Source organism: Enterobacter sp. 03-F-07-AD-ECC, assembly GCF_047530935.1.
In the GTDB taxonomy this organism is placed as follows: Bacteria; Pseudomonadota; Gammaproteobacteria; order Enterobacterales; family Enterobacteriaceae; genus Enterobacter; species Enterobacter cloacae.
Genome location: NZ_JBLKBZ010000005.1, coordinates 94,273 through 114,684, shown reverse-complemented (window position 1 = coordinate 114,684; position 20,412 = coordinate 94,273). Strand labels below are relative to the sequence as shown.

21 protein-coding genes are annotated in these 20,412 nt (G+C 55.8%); 10 read left to right on the top strand and 11 right to left on the bottom strand.

Annotation, left to right across the window (positions count from 1 at the left end; all coding sequences use genetic code 11):
* Nucleotides 1–134: 134 nt before the first annotated feature.
* Both ACMWKA_RS09940 and pyk read left to right on the top strand, forming a co-directional pair.
* A complete protein-coding gene (locus ACMWKA_RS09940) occupies nt 135–1,004 on the top strand; it encodes a MurR/RpiR family transcriptional regulator (protein WP_414760166.1) in 870 nt (289 codons plus the stop codon).
* Nucleotides 1,005–1,144: 140 nt separating this feature from the next.
* Nucleotides 1,145–2,587, top strand: a complete 1,443-nt coding sequence (pyk, locus tag ACMWKA_RS09935) for a pyruvate kinase (protein ID WP_013096092.1) — start codon at nt 1,145–1,147, stop codon at nt 2,585–2,587.
* Between the two features lie 51 nt (nt 2,588–2,638).
* On the opposite strand, the gene lpxM is transcribed toward pyk, so the two are convergent.
* From lpxM to znuA, 3 genes are all read right to left on the bottom strand, one after another.
* On the bottom strand, nt 2,639–3,610 hold the full coding sequence (gene lpxM, locus ACMWKA_RS09930; protein WP_414760165.1) for a lauroyl-Kdo(2)-lipid IV(A) myristoyltransferase: 972 nt from the start codon (nt 3,608–3,610) through the stop codon (nt 2,639–2,641).
* 119 nt (nt 3,611–3,729) lie between these two features.
* Nucleotides 3,730–5,049, bottom strand: a complete 1,320-nt coding sequence (gene mepM, locus ACMWKA_RS09925) for a murein DD-endopeptidase MepM (RefSeq protein ID WP_013096090.1) — start codon at nt 5,047–5,049, stop codon at nt 3,730–3,732.
* Between the two features lie 15 nt (nt 5,050–5,064).
* On the bottom strand, nt 5,065–6,009 hold the full coding sequence (gene znuA, locus ACMWKA_RS09920; protein WP_013096089.1) for a zinc ABC transporter substrate-binding protein ZnuA: 945 nt from the start codon (nt 6,007–6,009) through the stop codon (nt 5,065–5,067).
* A 77-nt stretch (nt 6,010–6,086) separates the two neighbouring features.
* On the opposite strand from znuA, the gene znuC reads away from it, so the two are divergent.
* Complete coding sequence (gene znuC / locus ACMWKA_RS09915; RefSeq protein ID WP_014832401.1) at nt 6,087–6,842, top strand: zinc ABC transporter ATP-binding protein ZnuC; 756 nt, start codon at nt 6,087–6,089, stop codon at nt 6,840–6,842.
* Entirely contained in the window at nt 6,839–7,624 is a 786-nt protein-coding gene (gene znuB / locus ACMWKA_RS09910; protein WP_013096087.1) for a zinc ABC transporter permease subunit ZnuB, read from the top strand. Before znuC ends, znuB begins: the two co-directional genes overlap by 4 nt.
* Nucleotides 7,625–7,683: 59 nt before the next feature.
* Here znuB and ruvB read toward each other — a convergent pair whose 3' ends face one another.
* The 6 genes from ruvB to aspS form a co-directional block, all read right to left on the bottom strand.
* Nucleotides 7,684–8,694: a Holliday junction branch migration DNA helicase RuvB gene (gene ruvB, locus ACMWKA_RS09905; RefSeq protein ID WP_414760164.1), complete on the bottom strand. Its 1,011-nt coding sequence runs from the start codon at nt 8,692–8,694 to the stop codon at nt 7,684–7,686.
* Nucleotides 8,695–8,702: 8 nt separating this feature from the next.
* The gene (ruvA, locus tag ACMWKA_RS09900; RefSeq protein ID WP_057071817.1) at nt 8,703–9,317 is read right to left on the bottom strand and encodes a Holliday junction branch migration protein RuvA; all 615 of its coding nucleotides are present in this window, start codon (nt 9,315–9,317) and stop codon (nt 8,703–8,705) included.
* Between the two features lie 81 nt (nt 9,318–9,398).
* Entirely contained in the window at nt 9,399–9,920 is a 522-nt protein-coding gene (gene ruvC, locus ACMWKA_RS09895; protein WP_013096083.1) for a crossover junction endodeoxyribonuclease RuvC, read from the bottom strand.
* Nucleotides 9,921–9,954: 34 nt separating this feature from the next.
* The gene (locus ACMWKA_RS09890) at nt 9,955–10,695 is read right to left on the bottom strand and encodes a YebC/PmpR family DNA-binding transcriptional regulator (RefSeq protein WP_013096082.1); all 741 of its coding nucleotides are present in this window, start codon (nt 10,693–10,695) and stop codon (nt 9,955–9,957) included.
* Between the two features lie 27 nt (nt 10,696–10,722).
* Nucleotides 10,723–11,166, bottom strand: a complete 444-nt coding sequence (gene nudB / locus ACMWKA_RS09885) for a dihydroneopterin triphosphate diphosphatase (RefSeq protein WP_023620451.1) — start codon at nt 11,164–11,166, stop codon at nt 10,723–10,725.
* Between the two features lies 1 nt (nt 11,167).
* The gene (aspS, locus tag ACMWKA_RS09880) at nt 11,168–12,940 is read right to left on the bottom strand and encodes an aspartate--tRNA ligase (protein ID WP_013096080.1); all 1,773 of its coding nucleotides are present in this window, start codon (nt 12,938–12,940) and stop codon (nt 11,168–11,170) included.
* A 264-nt stretch (nt 12,941–13,204) separates the two neighbouring features.
* Here aspS and ACMWKA_RS09875 point away from each other — a divergent pair, with 264 nt between their 5' ends.
* The 5 genes from ACMWKA_RS09875 to cmoB are packed head-to-tail and all read left to right on the top strand — an operon-like array spanning nt 13,205 to nt 16,784.
* On the top strand, nt 13,205–13,771 hold the full coding sequence (locus ACMWKA_RS09875; RefSeq protein WP_013096079.1) for a hydrolase: 567 nt from the start codon (nt 13,205–13,207) through the stop codon (nt 13,769–13,771).
* The gene (locus tag ACMWKA_RS09870) at nt 13,768–14,586 is read left to right on the top strand and encodes a DUF72 domain-containing protein (RefSeq protein WP_013096078.1); all 819 of its coding nucleotides are present in this window, start codon (nt 13,768–13,770) and stop codon (nt 14,584–14,586) included. The genes ACMWKA_RS09875 and ACMWKA_RS09870 overlap by 4 nt, the downstream gene beginning before the upstream one ends.
* A 50-nt stretch (nt 14,587–14,636) precedes the next feature.
* Entirely contained in the window at nt 14,637–15,032 is a 396-nt protein-coding gene (locus tag ACMWKA_RS09865; protein ID WP_013096077.1) for an MAPEG family protein, read from the top strand.
* Nucleotides 15,033–15,072: 40 nt separating this feature from the next.
* Nucleotides 15,073–15,816: a carboxy-S-adenosyl-L-methionine synthase CmoA gene (gene cmoA, locus ACMWKA_RS09860; protein WP_013096076.1), complete on the top strand. Its 744-nt coding sequence runs from the start codon at nt 15,073–15,075 to the stop codon at nt 15,814–15,816.
* Nucleotides 15,813–16,784: a tRNA 5-methoxyuridine(34)/uridine 5-oxyacetic acid(34) synthase CmoB gene (gene cmoB, locus ACMWKA_RS09855; protein WP_414760163.1), complete on the top strand. Its 972-nt coding sequence runs from the start codon at nt 15,813–15,815 to the stop codon at nt 16,782–16,784. The genes cmoA and cmoB overlap by 4 nt, the downstream gene beginning before the upstream one ends.
* A gap of 262 nt (nt 16,785–17,046) precedes the next feature.
* Here the strand turns inward: cmoB and cutC are convergent, their stop codons facing one another.
* Both cutC and ACMWKA_RS09845 read right to left on the bottom strand, forming a co-directional pair.
* Nucleotides 17,047–17,790 (bottom strand): copper homeostasis protein CutC, encoded by a 744-nt coding sequence (gene cutC, locus ACMWKA_RS09850; RefSeq protein WP_097535234.1) that lies wholly within the window; start codon nt 17,788–17,790, stop codon nt 17,047–17,049.
* Between the two features lie 78 nt (nt 17,791–17,868).
* Entirely contained in the window at nt 17,869–18,429 is a 561-nt protein-coding gene (locus ACMWKA_RS09845) for a VOC family protein (RefSeq protein WP_013096073.1), read from the bottom strand.
* Nucleotides 18,430–18,667: 238 nt separating this feature from the next.
* Between ACMWKA_RS09845 and argS the strand changes: the two genes are divergently transcribed.
* Nucleotides 18,668–20,401, top strand: a complete 1,734-nt coding sequence (argS, locus tag ACMWKA_RS09840; protein ID WP_029882318.1) for an arginine--tRNA ligase — start codon at nt 18,668–18,670, stop codon at nt 20,399–20,401.
* Nucleotides 20,402–20,412 lie beyond the last annotated feature (11 nt).

Here is a 20,412-nt window from a genome sequence, read left to right as displayed (position 1 = left end):
GTAATGAAAAAAAACAACAACATTATCTTGTCGACTGTTACCCTTTATGGAAGCCACGAGGGTAATATCGGCTAAATCGAATCTCAATTTCATCTATAGATGAAATCGTTTACACCCATGAGCGTCCTGTTAACATGAACATACTGGAAAAAATCCAGTTTCAACTGGAACACCTTAGCAAATCCGAGCGAAAAGTGGCTGAAGTTATTCTCGCCTCGCCTGCTCAGGCGATTCATTCAAGCATCGCCGCTCTGGCACAGGATGCAGGCGTCAGCGAGCCGACGGTGAATCGGTTCTGCCGGAGCCTGGAAACGCGTGGCTTTCCTGATTTTAAACTGCATCTGGCACAAAGTCTGGCAAATGGTACGCCCTATGTTAATCGCAATGTGGATGAAGACGACAGCGTTGATGCATACACGGCGAAAATATTTGAATCGGCCATGGCCACGCTTGACCACGTGCGTCAGTCGCTGGATATGAGTTCCGTTAACCGGGCGGTCGATTTACTGACCCAGGCCAAGCGAATTGCATTCTTCGGACTCGGTTCATCGGCGGCCGTGGCGCATGATGCCATGAATAAATTCTTCCGCTTTAACGTCCCGGTCATTTATTCCGATGACATCGTGTTGCAACGCATGAGCTGTATGAATTGTAGCGAGGATGACGTGGTGGTCCTGATTTCCCATACCGGGCGCACCAAAAGTCAGGTTGAGCTGGCGCAGCTGGCGCGTGAACACGATGCCATGGTTATCGCCCTCACGACAGCAGGCACGCCGCTGGCAAGAGAAGCCACGCTCGCCATCACTCTGGACGTTCCGGAAGATACGGATATCTATATGCCAATGGTCTCCCGTCTGGCGCAGCTGACCGTGATTGACGTCCTGGCAACCGGTTTTACCTTACGCCGCGGCGCTAAATTCAGAGATAACTTGAAGCGTGTCAAGGAAGCGCTCAAGGAATCGCGTTTTGATAAAGAATTGCTTATAAAGAGCGATGTTCCTTGATAGTAGATAACTAAGACGTAACGAAAAATTACGATGTAACGATTTACGGCATTCGGTCCCCTCGCGGTTGCTTTGCAGCAGATGAAGGCCGATTCAATCTTCACGCAACACCAAAGTTGTTTCAGTCAACGGAGTATTACATGTCCAGAAGGCTTCGCAGAACCAAGATCGTCACCACCTTAGGCCCGGCCACCGATCGCGATAATAACCTCGAAAAGATTATCGCCGCGGGTGCCAACGTGGTGCGTATGAACTTCTCTCACGGTACGCCAGAAGACCATAAATTACGTGCCGACAAAGTGCGTGAGATCGCGGCTAAACTGGGCCGCCATGTTGCTATCCTCGGTGACCTGCAGGGTCCAAAAATTCGTGTCTCGACCTTCAAAGAAGGCAAAGTTTTCCTCAATATCGGCGATAAATTCCTGCTTGATGCCAACCTGGGTAAAGGTGAAGGCGATAAAGAGAAAGTGGGTATCGACTATAAAGGTCTGCCGGCTGACGTTGTGCCTGGCGATATCCTGCTGCTCGACGACGGTCGTGTTCAGCTGAAAGTGCTGGAAGTTCAGGGGATGAAGGTGTTCACCGAAGTCACCGTCGGCGGCCCACTCTCTAACAACAAAGGCATTAACAAACTCGGCGGTGGCCTGTCTGCCGAAGCGCTGACCGATAAAGACAAAGCGGATATCGTTACCGCGGCGCTGATCGGCGTGGACTATCTGGCCGTCTCCTTCCCGCGCTGCGGCGAAGACCTGAACTATGCCCGTCGTCTGGCGCGTGATGCCGGCTGCGACGCGAAAATCGTAGCAAAAGTTGAACGTGCGGAAGCCGTTTGCGATCAGGATGCCATGGACGACGTGATTCTGGCGTCTGACGTGGTGATGGTTGCCCGTGGCGATCTGGGTGTGGAAATTGGCGACCCGGAACTGGTCGGCATCCAGAAAGCGCTGATCCGTCGCGCGCGTCAGCTGAACCGCGCGGTGATCACCGCAACCCAGATGATGGAATCCATGATCACCAACCCAATGCCGACCCGTGCAGAGGTGATGGACGTGGCTAACGCCGTGCTGGACGGTACCGATGCGGTCATGCTTTCCGCTGAAACCGCAGCCGGTCAGTACCCGGCAGAGACCGTTGCCGCGATGGCGCGCGTCTGTCTGGGCGCGGAGAAGATCCCAAGCATTAACGTCTCTAAACACCGTCTGGACGTGCAGTTCGACAACGTGGAAGAAGCGATTGCGATGTCCGCCATGTATGCGGCTAACCATCTGAAGGGCGTCACGGCGATCATCACCATGACCGAATCAGGCCGTACCGCGCTAATGACGTCCCGTATCAGCTCCGGTCTGCCGATCTTCGCGATGTCCCGCCACGAGCGCACGCTGAACCTGACGGCGCTGTACCGCGGCGTAACCCCGGTTTACTTCGACAGCACCAATGACGGTGTGGCAGCGGCGCACGATGCCGTTAATCTGCTGCGCGACAAAGGCTACCTGGTATCCGGTGATATTGTCATCGTGACCCAGGGTGATGTCATGAGCACCATCGGCTCAACCAACACCACCCGCGTATTAACCGTCGAATAATAAACAGATGTTTCCCTCTCCCCCACGGGGAGAGGGTCAGCGTGAGGGGTTTTATTTCTTTGGGTAAAGTTCTTTGCGCTGATACGGCTCTTTCTCGCCAGGCTTACGCGTTTTGAGCAACTTCAGGATCCACGTGTATTGCTCAAGATGCGGCCCCACCAGCACCTCCACCTCTTCATTCATGCGACGCGCGATGGTGTTATCGTCCGCGGTCAGTAAGTCGTCCATCGGCGGGCGAACCTCAATGCTCAGACGGTGCGTGTTGCCATCGTAGACCGGGAACAGCGGAATAACCCGGGCGCGGCAGACTTTCATCAGACGGCCAATCGCCGGAAGCGTCGCCTTGTAGGTGGCAAAGAAATCGACAAACTCGCTGTGCTCAGGACCGTGATCCTGATCCGGCAGATAGTAACCCCAGTACCCCTGTCGCACGGACTGAATAAACGGCTTGATACCATCGTTACGGGCGTGAAGGCGTCCACCAAAACGACGACGCACGGTGTTCCAGACGAAATCAAACACTTTATTACCCTGGTTATGGAACATGGCCGCCATCTTCTGGCCCTGAGATGCCATCAACATGGCCGGGATATCCACTCCCCAGCCGTGCGGAACGAGAAAAATCACTTTTTCATCGTTGCGGCGCATCTCGTCAATGATCTCCAGCCCTTTCCAGTCAACACGCTTAAGGACCTTTTCTGGCCCTTTTAGCGCCAGCTCTGCCATCATCGCCATGGCCTGTGGCGCGGTGGTATACATGTCATCAATAATCGCTTCGCGCTCGGCATCGCTCTTTTCCGGGAAGCAGTAGAAGAGATTGATTTGCGCGCGACGGCGGGCACTTTTGCCCATTCGTCCTGCGAGACGGCCAATTTTACCCAGAACGGGATCGCGCACAGGGGCAGGTAACATGGCAATGCCAGCAAACGCGTAAACGCCAAGCCAGGCGCCCCAGTTACGCGGGTGGCGAAAGGATTTTTCAAACTCAGGAATGAACTCAATATTGTTTTTTTTGGTTTCCATGCTGGTTCCAGGGTCTGGTGACGCAAAATATAATGACGATAGTGTAGCGAGGCAGCGCCCCACGCACAAAAGAAAAAGCCGGCGCTTACTGACGCCGGCTTTAGACAAAACGGAAGGGTTTAGTCGAAACGCAGTTGCGGCACAACCTCTTTCACCTGCGCCAGGTAATCTTTACGATCTTTACCCGTCAGCCCTTCGGTGCGCGGCAGTTTCGCCGTCAGCGGGTTTACCGCCTGCTGGTTGATCCACACTTCATAATGCAGGTGTGGCCCTGTAGAACGTCCGGTATTGCCTGAGAGGGCGATACGGTCGCCACGTTTCACTTTCTGGCCTGGTTTCACCAGCAGCTTACGCAGGTGCATATAGCGGGTGGTATAAGTGCGACCATGACGGACCGCAACATAGTACCCGGCAGCCCCGCTGCGTTTGGCGACAACCACTTCACCATCTCCCACCGCCAGCACCGGTGTGCCCTGTGGCATGGCGAAGTCCACGCCACGGTGCGGCGCCACACGCCCGGTGACCGGGTTCAGACGACGCGGGTTGAAGTTGGATGAGATGCGGAACTGTTTCGCCGTTGGGAAGCGCAGGAAGCCTTTCGCAAGCCCGGTACCGCTGCGGTCATAGAATTTGCCGTCTTCAGCGCGAATGGCGTAGTAATCTTTACCATCAGAGCGCAAACGTACCCCCACCAGTTGGCTCTGCTCACGCTTGCCGTCCAGCATTTCGCGGGACATCAGTACGGAGAACTCATCACCTTTTTTCAGCTTACGGAAATCCATCTGCCACTGCATGGCTTTGATAACCGAGCTGATTTCAGCGCTGGTCAGGCCCGCATCACGCGCGCTCGATACAAAGCTTGCGCCTACGGTCCCTTTCATCACGCTGTTAACCCAGTCGCCCTTCTGCAACTCGCTGGTCATCTTGAAACCGTTTGCAGTGCGGTCGTATGTGCGCGTTTCGCGACGGGACATTTCCCAGGTCAGGCGCTGCAGATCGCCCTCTGGCGTTAACGTCCACGAGAGCTGCTGGCCAATTTTCAGGTTACGCAGGTCTTTATCTGCGGCAGCCAGCTGGCTGATATTCCCCATGTCAATGCCGTACTGGTTCAGTACGCTGCTCAGCGTATCGCCAGTGGAGACCACATATTCATGGATCCCGGCTTCATTCTCGGTTTTATCGTCCAGCTCATCCTGCGGAATGGCTTCATCTTCCTGAGCCGCCTGGTCGATAGGCTCACTGGCCTCCGGCAGCAGAGAACGGATTTCGTTCTTCTCAAGCTCGATGGTTTTGATGATAGGGGCAGAACTCGGGTGGTAAACATAGGGCCGCCAGACGGCGACCGCTAAGGTGAGAACTGTAAGCGACCCCAGCATAACGCGATGGGGTCGGGGCAGATTGTTAAATGCCAGGGCGACAGAGCGGGCTATCTGTTGCACGTATTCACTTCCTCGTTAATCTCCTTTCAGGCAGCTCGCATACTGGTTCGCCAGTTGAGTGAGGAACTGCGAATAGCTCGCTTTACTCAACTGGATGTTCGTTCCTAGCGGGTCAAGGGTTCCCATGCGCACGGATGTTCCCCTGGCCACGGCTTCTACGACCGCTGGCCTGAACTGTGGCTCAGCAAAAACGCAGGACGCTTTTTGCTCAACCAACTGTGTTCTGATCTCATGTAAACGCTGCGCACCAGGCTGAATTTCAGGGTTGACGGTAAAATGGCCACGCGGGGTCAGGCCGTAGTGTTTTTCGTAATAGCCATAGGCGTCATGAAAAACGAAATACCCTTTTCCTTTCAGCGGTGCCAGCTCGTTACCCACCTGCTTATCGGTTGCGGCTAATTGTGCCTCAAAATCTTTCAGGTTGGCGTCTAGTTTGGCTCGACTTTGCGGCATAAGTTCCACTAATTTGTCATGGATTGCAACCGCCGAAAGCCGCGCTATCTCTGGGGAGAGCCAAAGATGCATATTATACTCGCCGTGATGGTGATCCCCGTCACCTTTTTCATCATGAGCATGATGACCTTCGTGTTCGTCACCGTCGTCGTCACTCCCCTTCATGAGCAACGGTTTCACGCCAGAAAGTTCGGCAATGGTGACCTTTTTCGTGTCCGCGATCTGGTTCGCAGACTTCTGCATGAAGGCTTCCATCTCCGGCCCAATCCAGACAACTAAGTCCGCGTTTTGTAAGCGTTTTACATCAGATGGACGCAGTGAATAATCATGCTCAGAGGCCCCATCGGGCAGCAGAACCTGGGTTTCCGTCACCCCATCTGCAATGGCCGATGCAATGAATCCCAGCGGTTTGAGCGAAGCGACAACGGCAGCGTTAACATCTTGTGCTGTTGTGCCCCAAAGGGCAGCGGATAATGCTGCGAAAAGAAGCGTATTTTTATGTAACATAATGCGACTAATCATCGTAATGAATGCGTGGAATGTGATATTATAACATTCGTTGACTTCTGCAAGCTTAAATTGACATGACAACTTTGGTTTCTCTTGAAAATGTTTCGGTCTCTTTCGGTCAGCGCCGCGTCCTTTCTGACGTCTCGCTGGATCTGAAGCCCGGTAAAATTCTGACGCTGCTCGGTCCGAACGGCGCGGGTAAATCCACCCTTGTGCGCGTGGTGCTGGGTCTGGTAGCCCCTGATGAAGGTGTCATCAAGCGTGAAGAAAAATTGCGTATCGGCTACGTGCCGCAAAAATTACATCTTGATGCCACGCTGCCGCTGACCGTCAGCCGCTTCCTGCGCCTGCGCCCTGGTACGCGTAAAGCCGATATTCTTCCGGCGCTGAAACGTGTCCAGGCGGGCCACCTGGTGGACGCGCCACTGCAAAAACTGTCCGGCGGGGAAACCCAGCGCGTGTTACTTGCCCGGGCGCTGCTCAGCAGCCCCCAGCTGCTGGTACTGGATGAGCCAACGCAGGGTGTGGACGTCAATGGTCAGGTCGCGCTTTACGATTTAATTGACCAGCTGCGCCACGAACTGAACTGCGCGGTGCTGATGGTCTCCCACGACCTGCATCTGGTGATGGCGAAAACCGACGAAGTGCTCTGTCTGAACCATCATATCTGCTGTTCCGGCACGCCTGAAGTGGTGTCAATGCACCCCGAATTTATCTCTATGTTCGGCCCTCGCGGGGCTGAACAACTGGGTATTTATCGCCATCATCATAACCACCGCCATGATTTACAGGGACGAATTGTCCTGCGCCGGGGAAATGGACACTCATGATTGAACTGTTACTGCCCGGCTGGCTGGCCGGGATTATGCTCGCCTGCGCCGCGGGTCCGCTTGGCTCGTTTGTGGTCTGGCGCAGAATGTCCTATTTCGGCGATACCCTGGCCCATGCTTCACTGCTGGGCGTGGCCTTTGGTTTGCTGTTGGACGTCAACCCGTTCTATGCGGTGATTGTCGTTACGCTGCTCCTCGCCGCCGGTCTGGTCTGGCTGGAAAAACGCCCTCACCTCGCCATTGATACCCTGCTCGGCATTATGGCGCACAGCGCCCTGTCGCTGGGCCTGGTGGTAGTGAGCCTGATGTCCAATATCCGCGTTGACCTGATGGCCTATCTGTTTGGCGACCTGCTCGCCGTGACGCCTGAAGATCTCATTGCTATTGCCATTGGCGTGGTGGTGGTGCTGGGTATTCTGCTGTGGCAGTGGCGTAATTTGCTGGCGATGACCGTCAGCCCGGATCTGGCGTTTGTAGACGGCGTGAAGCTGCAGCGGGTGAAACTGCTGCTGATGCTGGTGACGGCGTTAACCATCGGCGTGGCGATGAAGTTCGTCGGTGCGCTGATTATTACGTCGCTACTGATTATTCCTGCGGCCACCGCGCGTCGTTTTGCCCGTACGCCGGAGCAGATGGCAGGCGTGGCGGTGATTATCGGGATGATTGCGGTCACGGGCGGGTTAACCTTCTCGGCGTTCTATGACACGCCTGCGGGGCCGTCAGTGGTGCTGTGTGCGGCGGTGCTGTTTATTTTCAGTATGATGAAGAAGACCGCTAGTTGATATCGAGGGCGCTGATGCCCTCATCCTAACCCTCTCCCACTGGGAGAGGGAATTAAGCATTACGGCATTGCCGGTGGCGTGATACCAAAATGATTCCACGCCCGCACCGTGGCCATACGCCCACGCGGGGTACGTTGCAGGAAGCCCTGCTGGATCAGATACGGTTCGAGTACATCTTCAATTGTCTCACGCTCTTCCCCGATTGCCGCCGCCAGGTTATCCAGCCCGACCGGCCCGCCAAAGAATTTGTCCAGCACCGCCAGCAGCAGCTTGCGGTCCATGTAGTCAAAACCCTCAGCATCGACATTCAGCATATCCAGCGCCTGAGCAGCAATTTCGGCAGAAATAGAACCATCGTGCTTCACTTCTGCAAAGTCACGGACGCGGCGCAGCAGGCGGTTAGCGATACGCGGTGTTCCGCGCGAACGCTTCGCCACTTCAAATGCCCCCTCTTCGCTCATATCCAGCCCCATATAGCGGGCACTGCGGCCCACGATATGCTGGAGGTCGGCGACCTGATAGAACTCGAGGCGCTGCACAATACCAAAGCGGTCGCGCAGTGGAGAGGTTAACGACCCGGCGCGGGTGGTGGCGCCAATCAGGGTAAACGGCGGCAGATCGATTTTGATCGAACGCGCGGCAGGCCCTTCGCCGATCATGATATCCAGCTGGTAGTCTTCCATTGCCGGATAGAGAACCTCTTCCACCACCGGCGACAGGCGGTGGATCTCATCGATAAACAGCACGTCGTGCGGTTCAAGATTGGTCAGCATCGCCGCCAGATCGCCTGCTTTTTCCAGCACCGGGCCAGACGTGGTACGCAGGTTCACGCCCATTTCATTGGCAACGATATTCGCCAGGGTGGTTTTCCCCAAACCCGGAGGACCGAAAATCAGCAGGTGATCGAGCGCATCGCCGCGCAGCTTTGCCGCCTGGATGAAGATCTCCATCTGGGAACGCACCTGCGGCTGGCCAATATACTCATCAAGCAACTTCGGACGGATCGCACGATCCACCACGTCCTCTGCCTGAATAGTGCCTGCCGATATCAGGCGATCTGCTTCAATCATCCTTTACCTCACAATGCAGCGCGCAGCGCTTCACGAATCAGAGTTTCACTGCTGGCATCCGGTTTGGCAATTTTGCTCACCATTCGGCTGGCCTCCTGAGGTTTATAGCCCAGCGCCACCAGCGCGGCAACCGCTTCCTGCTCGGCATCATCATCCGACACAGGCGCACCCGGCGAAGTCAGCACCAGATCGGCAGCAGGGGTAAAGAGATCGCCATGCAGACCTTTAAAGCGGTCTTTCATCTCAACAATCAGGCGCTCTGCCGTTTTCTTACCAATGCCCGGAAGCTTAATCAGCGCGGCAGGATCTTCGCGCTCAACGGCATTCACGAACTGCTGGGCGGACATACCGGAGAGAATGGCCAGCGCCAGCTTCGGCCCGACGCCGTTGGTTTTAATCAGCTCGCGGAACAGGGTGCGTTCCTGTTTGTTGTTGAAGCCATAGAGCAGTTGAGCATCTTCACGCACCACAAACTGGGTAAAGACAATCGCCTCTTTGCCCGCGTCCGGCAGCTCGTAGAAGCAGGTCATTGGCATATGGACTTCATAGCCCACGCCGCCCACTTCCAGCAGCACTAACGGGGGGTGTTTTTCAATGATGATGCCTCTGAGTCTGCCTATCACGTGACGCTCCTGCGTTCTGGAAAATTATTGATTTGCGACATAATAAAAAAAGGCTGGATAAACATCCAGCCTGATTTCTCATTATCGTAACCTGCCTCGCGCCAGATTGAGCCGCGACTCGCTCATTTGCATCGCGTTCTGGCTGACATGACAGTGGGTGATCGCAATTGCCAGCGCATCGGCGGCATCGGCCTGCGGGTTCGCGGGGAGCTTCAACAGGGTACGCACCATGTGCTGCACCTGGCTTTTCTCCGCGCTACCAATCCCCACCACCGTCTGCTTGACCTGTCTTGCCGCGTATTCAAATACCGGAAGATCCTGGTTCACGGCAGCAACAATTGCCACGCCCCGCGCCTGACCGAGCTTTAACGCCGAATCGGCGTTTTTCGCCATGAAGACCTGCTCGATGGCGAAATAGTCAGGCTGAAACTGGGTGATAATCTCCGTCACGCCCGCATAAATGAGCTTCAGTCGCGACGGCAGATCTTCAACTTTGGTGCGAATACAGCCACTGCCAAGGTAGGTTAACTGGCGTCCAACCTGACGGATAACGCCGTAACCGGTGACGCGTGAGCCGGGGTCAATCCCAAGGATAATCGACATCACGCGTCTCCCGTAAACGGTTTAAACGCTCTCATCAGAGAGTCGCTGCAACCTCATCAGAGATCTCACCGTTGTGATACACTTCCTGCACGTCGTCACAGTCTTCAAGCATGTCGATCAGACGCAGCAGTTTTGGTGCCGTTTCAGCATCCATATCCGCTTTGGTGGACGGGATCATGGAGACTTCAGCGTTGTCGGCTTTCAGGCCCGCCGCTTCCAGCGCATCACGTACTGCGCCCATCTCTTCCCACGCGGTGTAGACATCGATAGCGCCATCGTCGAAGGTCACTACGTCTTCCGCACCCGCTTCCAGCGCCGCTTCCATGATGACATCTTCGTCGCCTTTCTCGAAGGAGATGACGCCTTTTTTGCTGAACAGGTACGCTACAGAACCGTCAGTCCCCAGGTTACCCCCGGTTTTGGTGAACGCATGGCGCACTTCTGCAACGGTACGGTTACGGTTGTCGGACAGACATTCAACCATTACCGCGGTGCCGCCAGGACCGTAACCTTCATAAATGATGGTTTCCATGTTCGTGTCTTCATCACCGCCCACGCCACGAGCGATAGCACGGTTCAGGGTGTCACGCGTCATGTTGTTGGACAGCGCTTTATCTACTGCCGCACGCAGACGTGGGTTAGACGCAGGATCGCCGCCGCCCAGACGCGCCGCTGTCACCAGCTCGCGAATGATTTTGGTAAAGATCTTACCGCGCTTGGCATCCTGTGCCGCTTTGCGGTGTTTGGTGTTGGCCCACTTACTATGACCTGCCATAAAAAGTTCTCCAAAAATCGCGCCTTTTCAGGCTGCGTTAATTACAAATTCTTCAATCGCCTGCCGGTTGCTCCACGATTTGGTCAGTGCGGCGGCATCCGCCGCATCCACCCAGCGGTAGGTCAGATGTTCAGTGAACACGATCTCCCGTTCGTGAGGGAGCGCGAGACAGAACCACGATTCCGTGTTGCGCTCGATACCCGGTGCATAGCGATGACGTAAATGGCTAAAAATTTCGAACTCCACCGTGCGCTGACAGTCCTTCAGGGTCAGTTGCTCGCAAGCAACGTCAATGGTGACCTCTTCCTTTACTTCACGCGCGGCGGCCTGCGGCGCGGTTTCGCCCTCTTCCAGACTGCCGGTAACCGACTGCCAGAATTCAGGGTCATCGCGCCGCTGCAACATCAGCACCCGCTTCGTGTCCTGAGCGTAAATTACAACTAAGACAGAAACGGGACGCTTATATGCCATATCAGTTTTTCTCTTCCTTTTTCACCACGTCGATACCCAGCTCAGCCAGTGCGGCCGGGTTAGCGAAGCTTGGCGCTTCGGTCATCAGACACGCCGCTGCGGTGGTTTTCGGGAAGGCGATAACGTCACGGATGTTGTCGGTGCCGGTCAGCAGCATAGTCAGACGGTCGAGACCGAATGCCAGGCCTGCGTGAGGCGGCGTACCGTACTTCAGCGCATCCAGCAGGAAGCCGAACTTCTCGCGCTGTTCCTGTTCGTTGATGCCCAGAATGCCGAACACCGTCTGCTGCATCTCACCGCTGTGAATACGCACGGAGCCGCCACCCACTTCATAGCCGTTGATAACCATATCGTAGGCGTTCGCGACTGCCTCTTCCGGTGCCGCTTTCAGCTCTGCCGCCGTCATGTCTTTTGGCGAGGTGAACGGGTGGTGCATGGCAGTCAGGCCGCCTTCACCGTCGTCTTCAAACATCGGGAAGTCGATAACCCACAACGGCGCCCATTTGCTCTCGTCAGTGAGGTTCAGATCTTTGCCCAATTTCAGACGCAGCGCGCCCATTGCATCGGCAACAATTTTCTTGTTGTCAGCGCCGAAGAAGATCATGTCGCCATCCTGTGCGCCGGTGCGCTCAAGGATCGCTTCTACAATCTCCGCGTTCAGGAACTTCGCCACCGGGCTGGTGATACCTTCCAGACCTTTCGCACGCTCGGTTACTTTAATATAGGCCAGACCTTTCGCGCCGTAGATCTTGATGAAGTTGCCGTAGTCGTCAATCTGCTTACGGCTAAGCGCTGCACCGCCCGGAACACGCAGGGCTGCTACGCGGCCTTTCGGATCGTTAGCCGGGCCGGCAAACACCGCAAACTCAACGGATTTCACCAGGTCAGCAACGTCCACCAACTCCATAGGGTTACGCAGGTCTGGTTTGTCGGAGCCGTAACGACGCTCGGCTTCGGCGAAGGTCATAATGGGGAAGTCGCCCAGCTCCACGCCCTTCACGTCATTCCACAGGCTGCGCACCAGCGCTTCCATCACTTCACGCACCTGCTCAGCGGTCATGAAGGAGGTTTCCACATCGATCTGGGTAAATTCTGGCTGACGGTCAGCGCGCAGGTCTTCGTCACGGAAGCATTTTACGATCTGATAGTAGCGATCGAAGCCGGACATCATCAGCAGCTGTTTAAACAGCTGTGGAGACTGCGGCAGCGCGTAGAATTTGCCTTTATGAACGCGGGATGGCACCAGGTAATCGCGCGCGCCTTCCGGCGTGGCTTTGGTCAGCATCGGGGTTTCGATATCGAGGAAACCGTGGTCATCCATAAAGCGACGCACCAGGCTGGTGATTTTCGCACGGGTTTTCAGGCGCTGTGCCATCTCCGGGCGACGCAGATCCAGGTAGCGGTATTTCAGACGCGCTTCTTCAGTGTTGACGTGGTTGGAGTCCAGCGGCAGCGCTTCAGCACGGTTGATGATCGTCAGATCGGAGGCCAGCACTTCAATGGCACCGGTCGCCATATCTGCGTTGACGTTTTTCTCGTCACGCGCACGTACGGTGCCGGTGACCTGAATGCAGAACTCATTACGCAGCTCAGAAGCCAGCTTCAACGCGTCCGCGCGATCCGGATCGAAGAACACCTGAACGATACCTTCGCGGTCGCGCATATCGATGAAGATAAGGCTACCAAGATCACGACGACGGTTGACCCAACCACACAGGGTCACCTGCTGTCCGACGTGGGACTGACGCAGCTGCCCGCAATATTCTGTACGCATGAGATATCCCTTAATTAGCCGCAGGCTAAATGTCGCCTGGTATGCAGGCTACTATGTCGCAGCTTTCTGTATGTCACAACTGGATGAAAAAAGGCGGCTATTATACTGGAAATTCCGCCGGACGATAAGAGCGAAGCACGGCCAGACGCACGTTTGCTGCACTCTTATTGCGCATTCTCACAAAAATTAACAAAATTATCCGACCGATAACAGGCCATAACGTCGTAAGGTGTAACGGAAGCGATTCATTTAACTGGAGTTACCATGCTGACACTTGATGCCCGCAAAACCGCCCTGGTGGTGATTGATCTACAGGAAGGGATCCTTCCCTTTGCCGGTGGCCCGCACACCGCTGATGATGTTGTCAGCCGTGCCGCCCGTCTGGCGGAAAAATGCCGCGCCAGCGGCGCACCGGTTGTCATGGTGCGCGTTGGCTGGTCGGCCGATTTTGCCGAAGCGTTAAAACAGCCGGTTGACGCTCAGGCGCCCGCGCACGCCCTGCCGGACAACTGGTGGACATATCCGGTCTCGCTCGGCAAACGCGACAGCGATATCGAAGTGACCAAACGCCAGTGGGGCGCCTTCTATGGCACCGACCTGGAGCTACAGCTGCGCCGCCGCGGTATCGACACCATTATCCTGTGCGGGATCTCCACCAACATTGGCGTGGAATCCACCGCCCGTAACGCCTGGGAGTTGGGCTTTAACCTGGTGATTGCCGAAGACGCATGTAGCGCGGCTTCTGCGGAACAACACCAGGGCAGCATGACCCATATTTTCCCGCGCATCGGTCGCGTGCGCAGCACGGATGAGATTTTAAGCGCGTTATGATGTATGTGGGCCTGCCCCAGTGGTCGCACCCGAAATGGGTGCGCCTTGGCATAACCAGCCTTGAAGAGTACGCCCGGCACTTTAACTGCGTGGAGGGTAACACCACGCTGTATGCCCTTCCCCGGGCAGAGATTGTCGAGCGCTGGCGGGATCAAACCACGGATGATTTCCGCTTCTGCTTTAAATTTCCGGCAACCATCTCCCATAACGCCGCCCTGCGTAACTGCGGTGATTTAACCGAAGAGTTTTTTGGCCGAATGTCGCCACTGGCAAACCGTATCGGCCAGTACTGGCTGCAGCTTCCCGCCACCTTTGGTCCGCGCGATCTGCCCGCGCTCTGGCCATTTCTTGATGGCCTGCCCCGGGACTTTACCTACGGCGTTGAAGTGAGACATCCTGAATTTTTTGCCAAAGGCGAGGTAGAGAAAGCACTCAACCGGGGATTGCATGAGCGCTCAGTCAACCGCGTCATCCTTGACAGTCGTCCTGTTCACAGCGCAATTGCGCATAACGAAGCCATTATTGATGCCCAGCGCAAGAAGCCCAAAGTCCCGGTCCACGCTATCGTAACCGCGCACAATCCGATGGTCCGGTTTATCGGCAGCGACAATATGCAGCAAAATCAGGAGATGTTCGCCGTCTGGCTGCACACGTTAGCGAAATGGGAACAGACCACCACGCCGTATCTTTTTTTACATACGCCGGATATCGCCCAGGCCCCCGAACTGGTCGATACGCTCTGGCAGGCCCTGCAAACCGCGGTTCCGTCGCTCGGCAGCGCGCCCTCCATCCCACAACAATCTTCTCTTTTCTGAGATCACGCCATATCATAGAGACGCCATCTGCCAAAACACAGGGAGTTTGTATGGTCAGCGCGTTGTATGCGGTGCTAGGTGCATTACTGCTGATTAAATTTTCATTTGATGTTGTGCGACTCAGAATGCAGTACCGCGTCTCATACGGCGACGGGGGGTTTTCCGAACTGCAAAGCGCTATCCGTATCCACGGCAACGCGGTTGAGTACATTCCGGTGGCACTCATTTTGCTGCTGTTTATGGAGATGAATGGCGCCGAAACCTGGATGGTACACATTTGTGGCCTGCTGCTGATTGCGGGTCGGTTAATGCATTATTACGGCTTTCACCACCGCTTATTCCGCTGGCGTCGTTCCGGCATGAGCGCGACATGGTGTTCGCTTTTGCTGATGGTGCTGGCTAACCTTTGGTATATGCCGTGGGAGTTGGTTTTCTCCTTCCGTTAGCGCACAATACGCCACTTTATTTTTCCCGGATTTTTACGTTATGTCAGATCGCGACACGCTTTTTTCCGCGCCTATCGCCAGCCTGGGCGACTGGACCTTCGATGAACGGGTAGCCGAAGTCTTCCCGGATATGATCCAGCGCTCTGTTCCCGGTTATTCCAATATTATCTCCATGATCGGCATGCTGGCTGAGCGCTTCGTTCAACCCGGCACGCAGGTGTATGACCTGGGCTGCTCGCTCGGCGCGGCAACGTTGTCGGTACGTCGTAACGTTCATCACGAAGGCTGTAAGATCATTGCCGTCGATAACTCCCCGGCGATGGTTGAACGCTGCCGCCGTCATATTGATGCCTGGAAAGCGGCAACTCCGGTCGAGGTCGTTGAAGGCGACATTCGTGACATCGAAATCCACAACGCCTCGATGGTCGTGCTGAATTTTACCCTGCAGTTCCTGGTGCCCGATGACCGCCAGCGGCTGCTGGACAAAATTTATCAGGGCCTTAACCCCGGTGGCGCGCTGGTGCTGTCTGAGAAATTCAGCTTTGAAGACGCGACCGTCGGCGAACTGCTGTTCAACATGCACCACGATTTCAAACGTGCAAACGGCTACAGCGAGCTGGAGATTAGCCAGAAACGCAGCATGCTGGAAAACGTGATGCTGACGGACTCCGTGGAAACCCATAAAGCGCGTCTGCGCCAGGCAGGCTTTGAGCACAGCGAACTGTGGTTCCAGTGCTTTAACTTTGGCTCCCTGGTGGCGCTGAAAGCTGAGGACGCGGCATGATTGAGTTCGGTAACTTCTATCAGTTGATTGCAAAAAACCATCTCTCCCACTGGCTGGAGACGCTGCCTGCGCAGATTGCCACCTGGCAGCGCGATCAGCAGCATGGGCTGTTGAAGCAGTGGTCAAATGCGGTGGAGTTTCTGCCGGAGCTGACGCCTCACCGTCTGGATCTGCTGCACAGCGTCACGGCAGAAAGCGCAGAGCCGCTGCCCGCCGGGCAGATTAATCGCATCGAAACGCTGATGCGTAACCTGATGCCGTGGCGCAAAGGACCGTTTTCGCTCTACGGGGTGAATATCAATACTGAATGGCGCTCCGACTGGAAATGGGATCGCGTGCTGCCGCACCTCTCCGACCTGACCGGGCGTACCATTCTGGACGTCGGCTGCGGTAGCGGTTACCACATGTGGCGCATGATTGGCGCGGGCGCGCATTTAGCCGTTGGCATCGACCCGATGCAGTTGTTCCTGTGCCAGTTCGAAGCCGTGCGTAAGCTACTGGGTAACGACCAGCGCGCGCATTTGCTGCCGCTGGGCATTGAGCAACTGCCCGCGCTGAAAGCGTTTGATACTGTCTTGTCCATGGGCGTGCTGTACCACCGCCGTTCCCCGCTGGAGCATTTATGGCAGCTGAAAGATCAGCTGGTCAGCGGCGGCGAACTGGTGCTGGAAACGCTGGTGGTCGAAGGCGATGAAAATACCGTTCTGGTTCCCGGCGATCGTTACGCGCAAATGCGCAACGTCTACTTCATTCCTTCCGCGCTGGCGCTGAAAAACTGGCTGGAGAAGTGCGGGTTTGTGGATGTGCGCATCGCCGACGTCTGCGTGACCTCCATTGAGGAGCAACGCCGCACGGAGTGGATGGTGACCGAATCGCTGGAGCAGTTCCTTGACCCAACCGACCACAGCAAAACCGTTGAAGGCTATCCGGCGCCAATGCGTGCGGTGTTGATTGCCACGAAGCCGTAGCCTTTTAGCCGGGTGGCGGCTGCGCCTTACCCGGCCTGGTCATCGCAGGTTTTCTCCAAAATATTTCAAGTTGCAGCAAGGCGGCAACGCAGCGAATCCCCAGGAGCTTACATCAGTAAGTGACTGGGGGGAGCGAGGCAGCCAACGCAGCTGCGGCTTGAAATATGAAGGAGAAAAAAAGGCCCCTGTGTAATTGGCAGGGGCCTGGTACAAGCAAGCATCATATTGGGCGACATGATGCGCGGTAAAAATCGGTACGTTGCTACACGTGATGACGTTCAATCAGCGATTTCATTTCCGCAACCGACTCTCCATCTACACCGTAGCGTGAGTACTCATCCGCTTCAGCATCCGTCGACATAGACAACCCTGTATTGCGATAACGCATGGGCGACGGTATCCATTTCCCGGCAGAGCTGTGCAGCTCTTCCACCCCGGCGTTTAAAAACAGTTCCAGATTGCTGGCACGGACTCCCGCACCCGCCATTATTATTGGAACACCGGAATGTGCTTTTAGTTCCGTAATTAATTGCAGTCCTTTTTCAGCCGACGACTGCTGGCCCGATGTCAGCACACGCGCCACGCCAAGTTCCGCAAGGGTATCAAAGGCTTGCAATGGGTTTTTACACATATCGAACGCGCGATGAAATGTTACCGCCATCCCCTTCGCGGCCGCCATTACCTGGCGCATCCGCGGTACATCGACGTTACCTTCTTCATCGAGCAGTCCCGTCACCAGCCCCGGAAAACCCAGATCGCGAACAAGGGCGATATCGTCAAGCATGGCATTGAACTCGCCTGCCGTGTAACAAAAATCACCGCCCCGAGGACGAATGATAGGGTGTACCGGAACGGTGACAGCCTGACGGGCAGACTTCAACACACCGTACGAGGGCGTTAACCCCCCTTCTTTCGGTGCCGCGCACAGTTCAATGCGGTCAGCCCCCCGCTGTTGCGCCGTCACGGCACACTCCACGCTGTAACAGCAAATCTCCAGCCGCGCCATCCACTCCTCCTTAAATTTCGCGTAATGCACCATCATGACACGCCGCTCCCGGTCGGTCTTCGCGTGTCGTCACAACGCTTACTCTTCGCTGGCAACAATCTGTTCTATCGTCCAGGGATGGAACTTCACCGTCACCTGTCCGTCAGTCACGGCCAGCGTCGGGTTCGGTAAACGCTCGCGCTCGCCTTTTGGTGAACTCGTTTTCACAAAGATACCCGGCTTGCTCAACCCCTCATCAGACAGCAGCGCCAGCGCGCGCGCATTCAGCGTGTCGGGCTCGCCTGGCAGCACGATTTCGATGTGCTCCCAGCCTTCATGCGGGTAACGTTTTTCTCCCGGCCACGGCAGTTCAACAACGCTAAATTGCCAGTGCGCTACGCAGACCGGCTCATGAAGTTTAAACAGACAGATAGGACGGCCGTTGATGATGTTCTCAGAGAGCAGTTCCCCGCACTGTTCAAACCCGCGACGCCAGCGCTCGGCGGTGGCGTTCTGATGACAGCGCAAGGAGATGTGATCGGCCTCAAGCGGTGCGATGTCCAGACCAAGACGGGTGGCAAGTTCTGTGAACGCCTGGGTGAAGCGCGGTAAATCTGCGGAAATATCATGCAGTTCGTCAATGGATTGCCAGTTCGCCATAAGTCAGTCTCTTATCGTGTCGCAAAGCCGCTAATTTACTCTGTTGCCCCCTTTTGACCAACCGCGGAATGACGCTTTTTATCACTGCATGATTATGCATGCTTTCTTAGCCTGGATTCTGCGCAATCTTCGCCCCCCGCAGTGCTGACGCCAGAAGGCATTTGCAGTATACTCCCGCCCTCATTCTTTAACTGGCGCGGGTGGCAGTCAGCCCGCATCAAAAACGTAAGGTATCCAGGTGAATATTCAGGCTCTTCTCTCAGAAAAAGTCAGTCAGGCACTGATTGCCGCAGGTGCGCCTGCGGATTGCGAACCGCAGGTTCGTCAGTCAGCGAAAGTACAGTTTGGCGACTATCAGGCTAATGGCGTGATGGCAGTGGCTAAAAAACTGGGCATGCCGCCGCGACAACTGGCTGAGCAGGTGCTGACTCATCTGGATCTCACCGGCATTGCCAGCAAAACCGAAATCGCTGGCCCGGGCTTTATCAACATTTTCCTTGAGCCGGCCTTCCTAGCAAGCCACGTTGACGCAGCGCTGAAATCTGACCGTCTGGGCGTAACCCAGCCAGAGCCACAGACCGTGGTGATTGACTACTCCGCGCCAAACGTCGCGAAAGAGATGCACGTTGGCCACCTGCGCTCCACCATCATCGGTGACGCGGCAGTACGCACCCTTGAGTTCCTCGGTCACAAGGTGATCCGCGCGAACCACGTGGGCGACTGGGGTACCCAGTTCGGTATGCTGATTGCTTACCTGGAAAAACAGCAGCAGGAAAACGCGGGTGAAATGGCGCTGGCGGACCTGGAAGGGTTCTACCGTGAAGCCAAAAAACACTACGACGAAGATGAAGCCTTCGCCGAGCGCGCGCGTAGCTATGTGGTGAAACTGCAGGGCGGCGACCCGTATTTCCTGGAGATGTGGCGCAAGCTGGTGGACATCACCATGTCCCAGAACCAGCTCACCTATAACCGTCTGAACGTCACCCTGACCCGCGACGACGTGATGGGTGAAAGCCTCTATAACCCAATGCTGCCGGGCATTGTGGCCGACCTGAAGGCCAAACATCTGGCGGTTGAGAGCGAAGGCGCAACGGTCGTATTCCTTGATGAGTACAAAAACAAGGAAGGCGAACCGATGGGCGTGATCATCCAGAAAAAGGATGGCGGCTACCTCTACACCACCACCGATATCGCCTGTGCGAAGTACCGTTACGAAACGCTGCATGCTGACCGCGTGCTGTACTACATCGACTCCCGTCAGCACCAGCACCTGATGCAGGCGTGGACTATCGTGCGTAAAGCCGGTTATGTTCCCGATTGCGTACCGCTGGAACACCACATGTTCGGCATGATGCTGGGTAAAGACGGCAAGCCGTTCAAAACCCGTGCGGGCGGTACGGTGAAGCTGTCCGACCTGCTGGACGAAGCGCTGGAACGCGCCCGTCGCCTGGTGGCAGAGAAGAACCCGGATATGCCGGCCGAGGAGCTGGAAAAACTGGCGAACGCCGTGGGTATCGGTGCGGTGAAATACGCGGATCTCTCCAAGAACCGTACCACCGACTATATCTTCGACTGGGACAACATGCTGGCGTTTGAAGGTAACACCGCGCCGTACATGCAGTATGCCTACACCCGCGTGCTCTCGGTGTTCCGTAAAGCGAATATCGATGAAAGCGTGCTGGCGAATGCGACCGTCACCATTACCGAAGATCGTGAAGCCCAGCTGGCGGCCCGTCTGCTGCAGTTTGAAGAGACGCTGTCCGTGGTTGCACGCGACGGTACGCCGCATGTGATGTGTGCTTACCTGTACGATCTGGCCGGTCTGTTCTCCGGCTTCTACGAGCACTGCCCTATTCTGTCTGCGGAAAATGAATCGGTCCGCAACAGCCGCCTGAAGCTGGCGCAGCTGACGGCGAAGACCCTGAAGCTGGGTCTGGATACCTTGGGTATCGAAACCGTAGAACGTATGTAATACAAAAAACC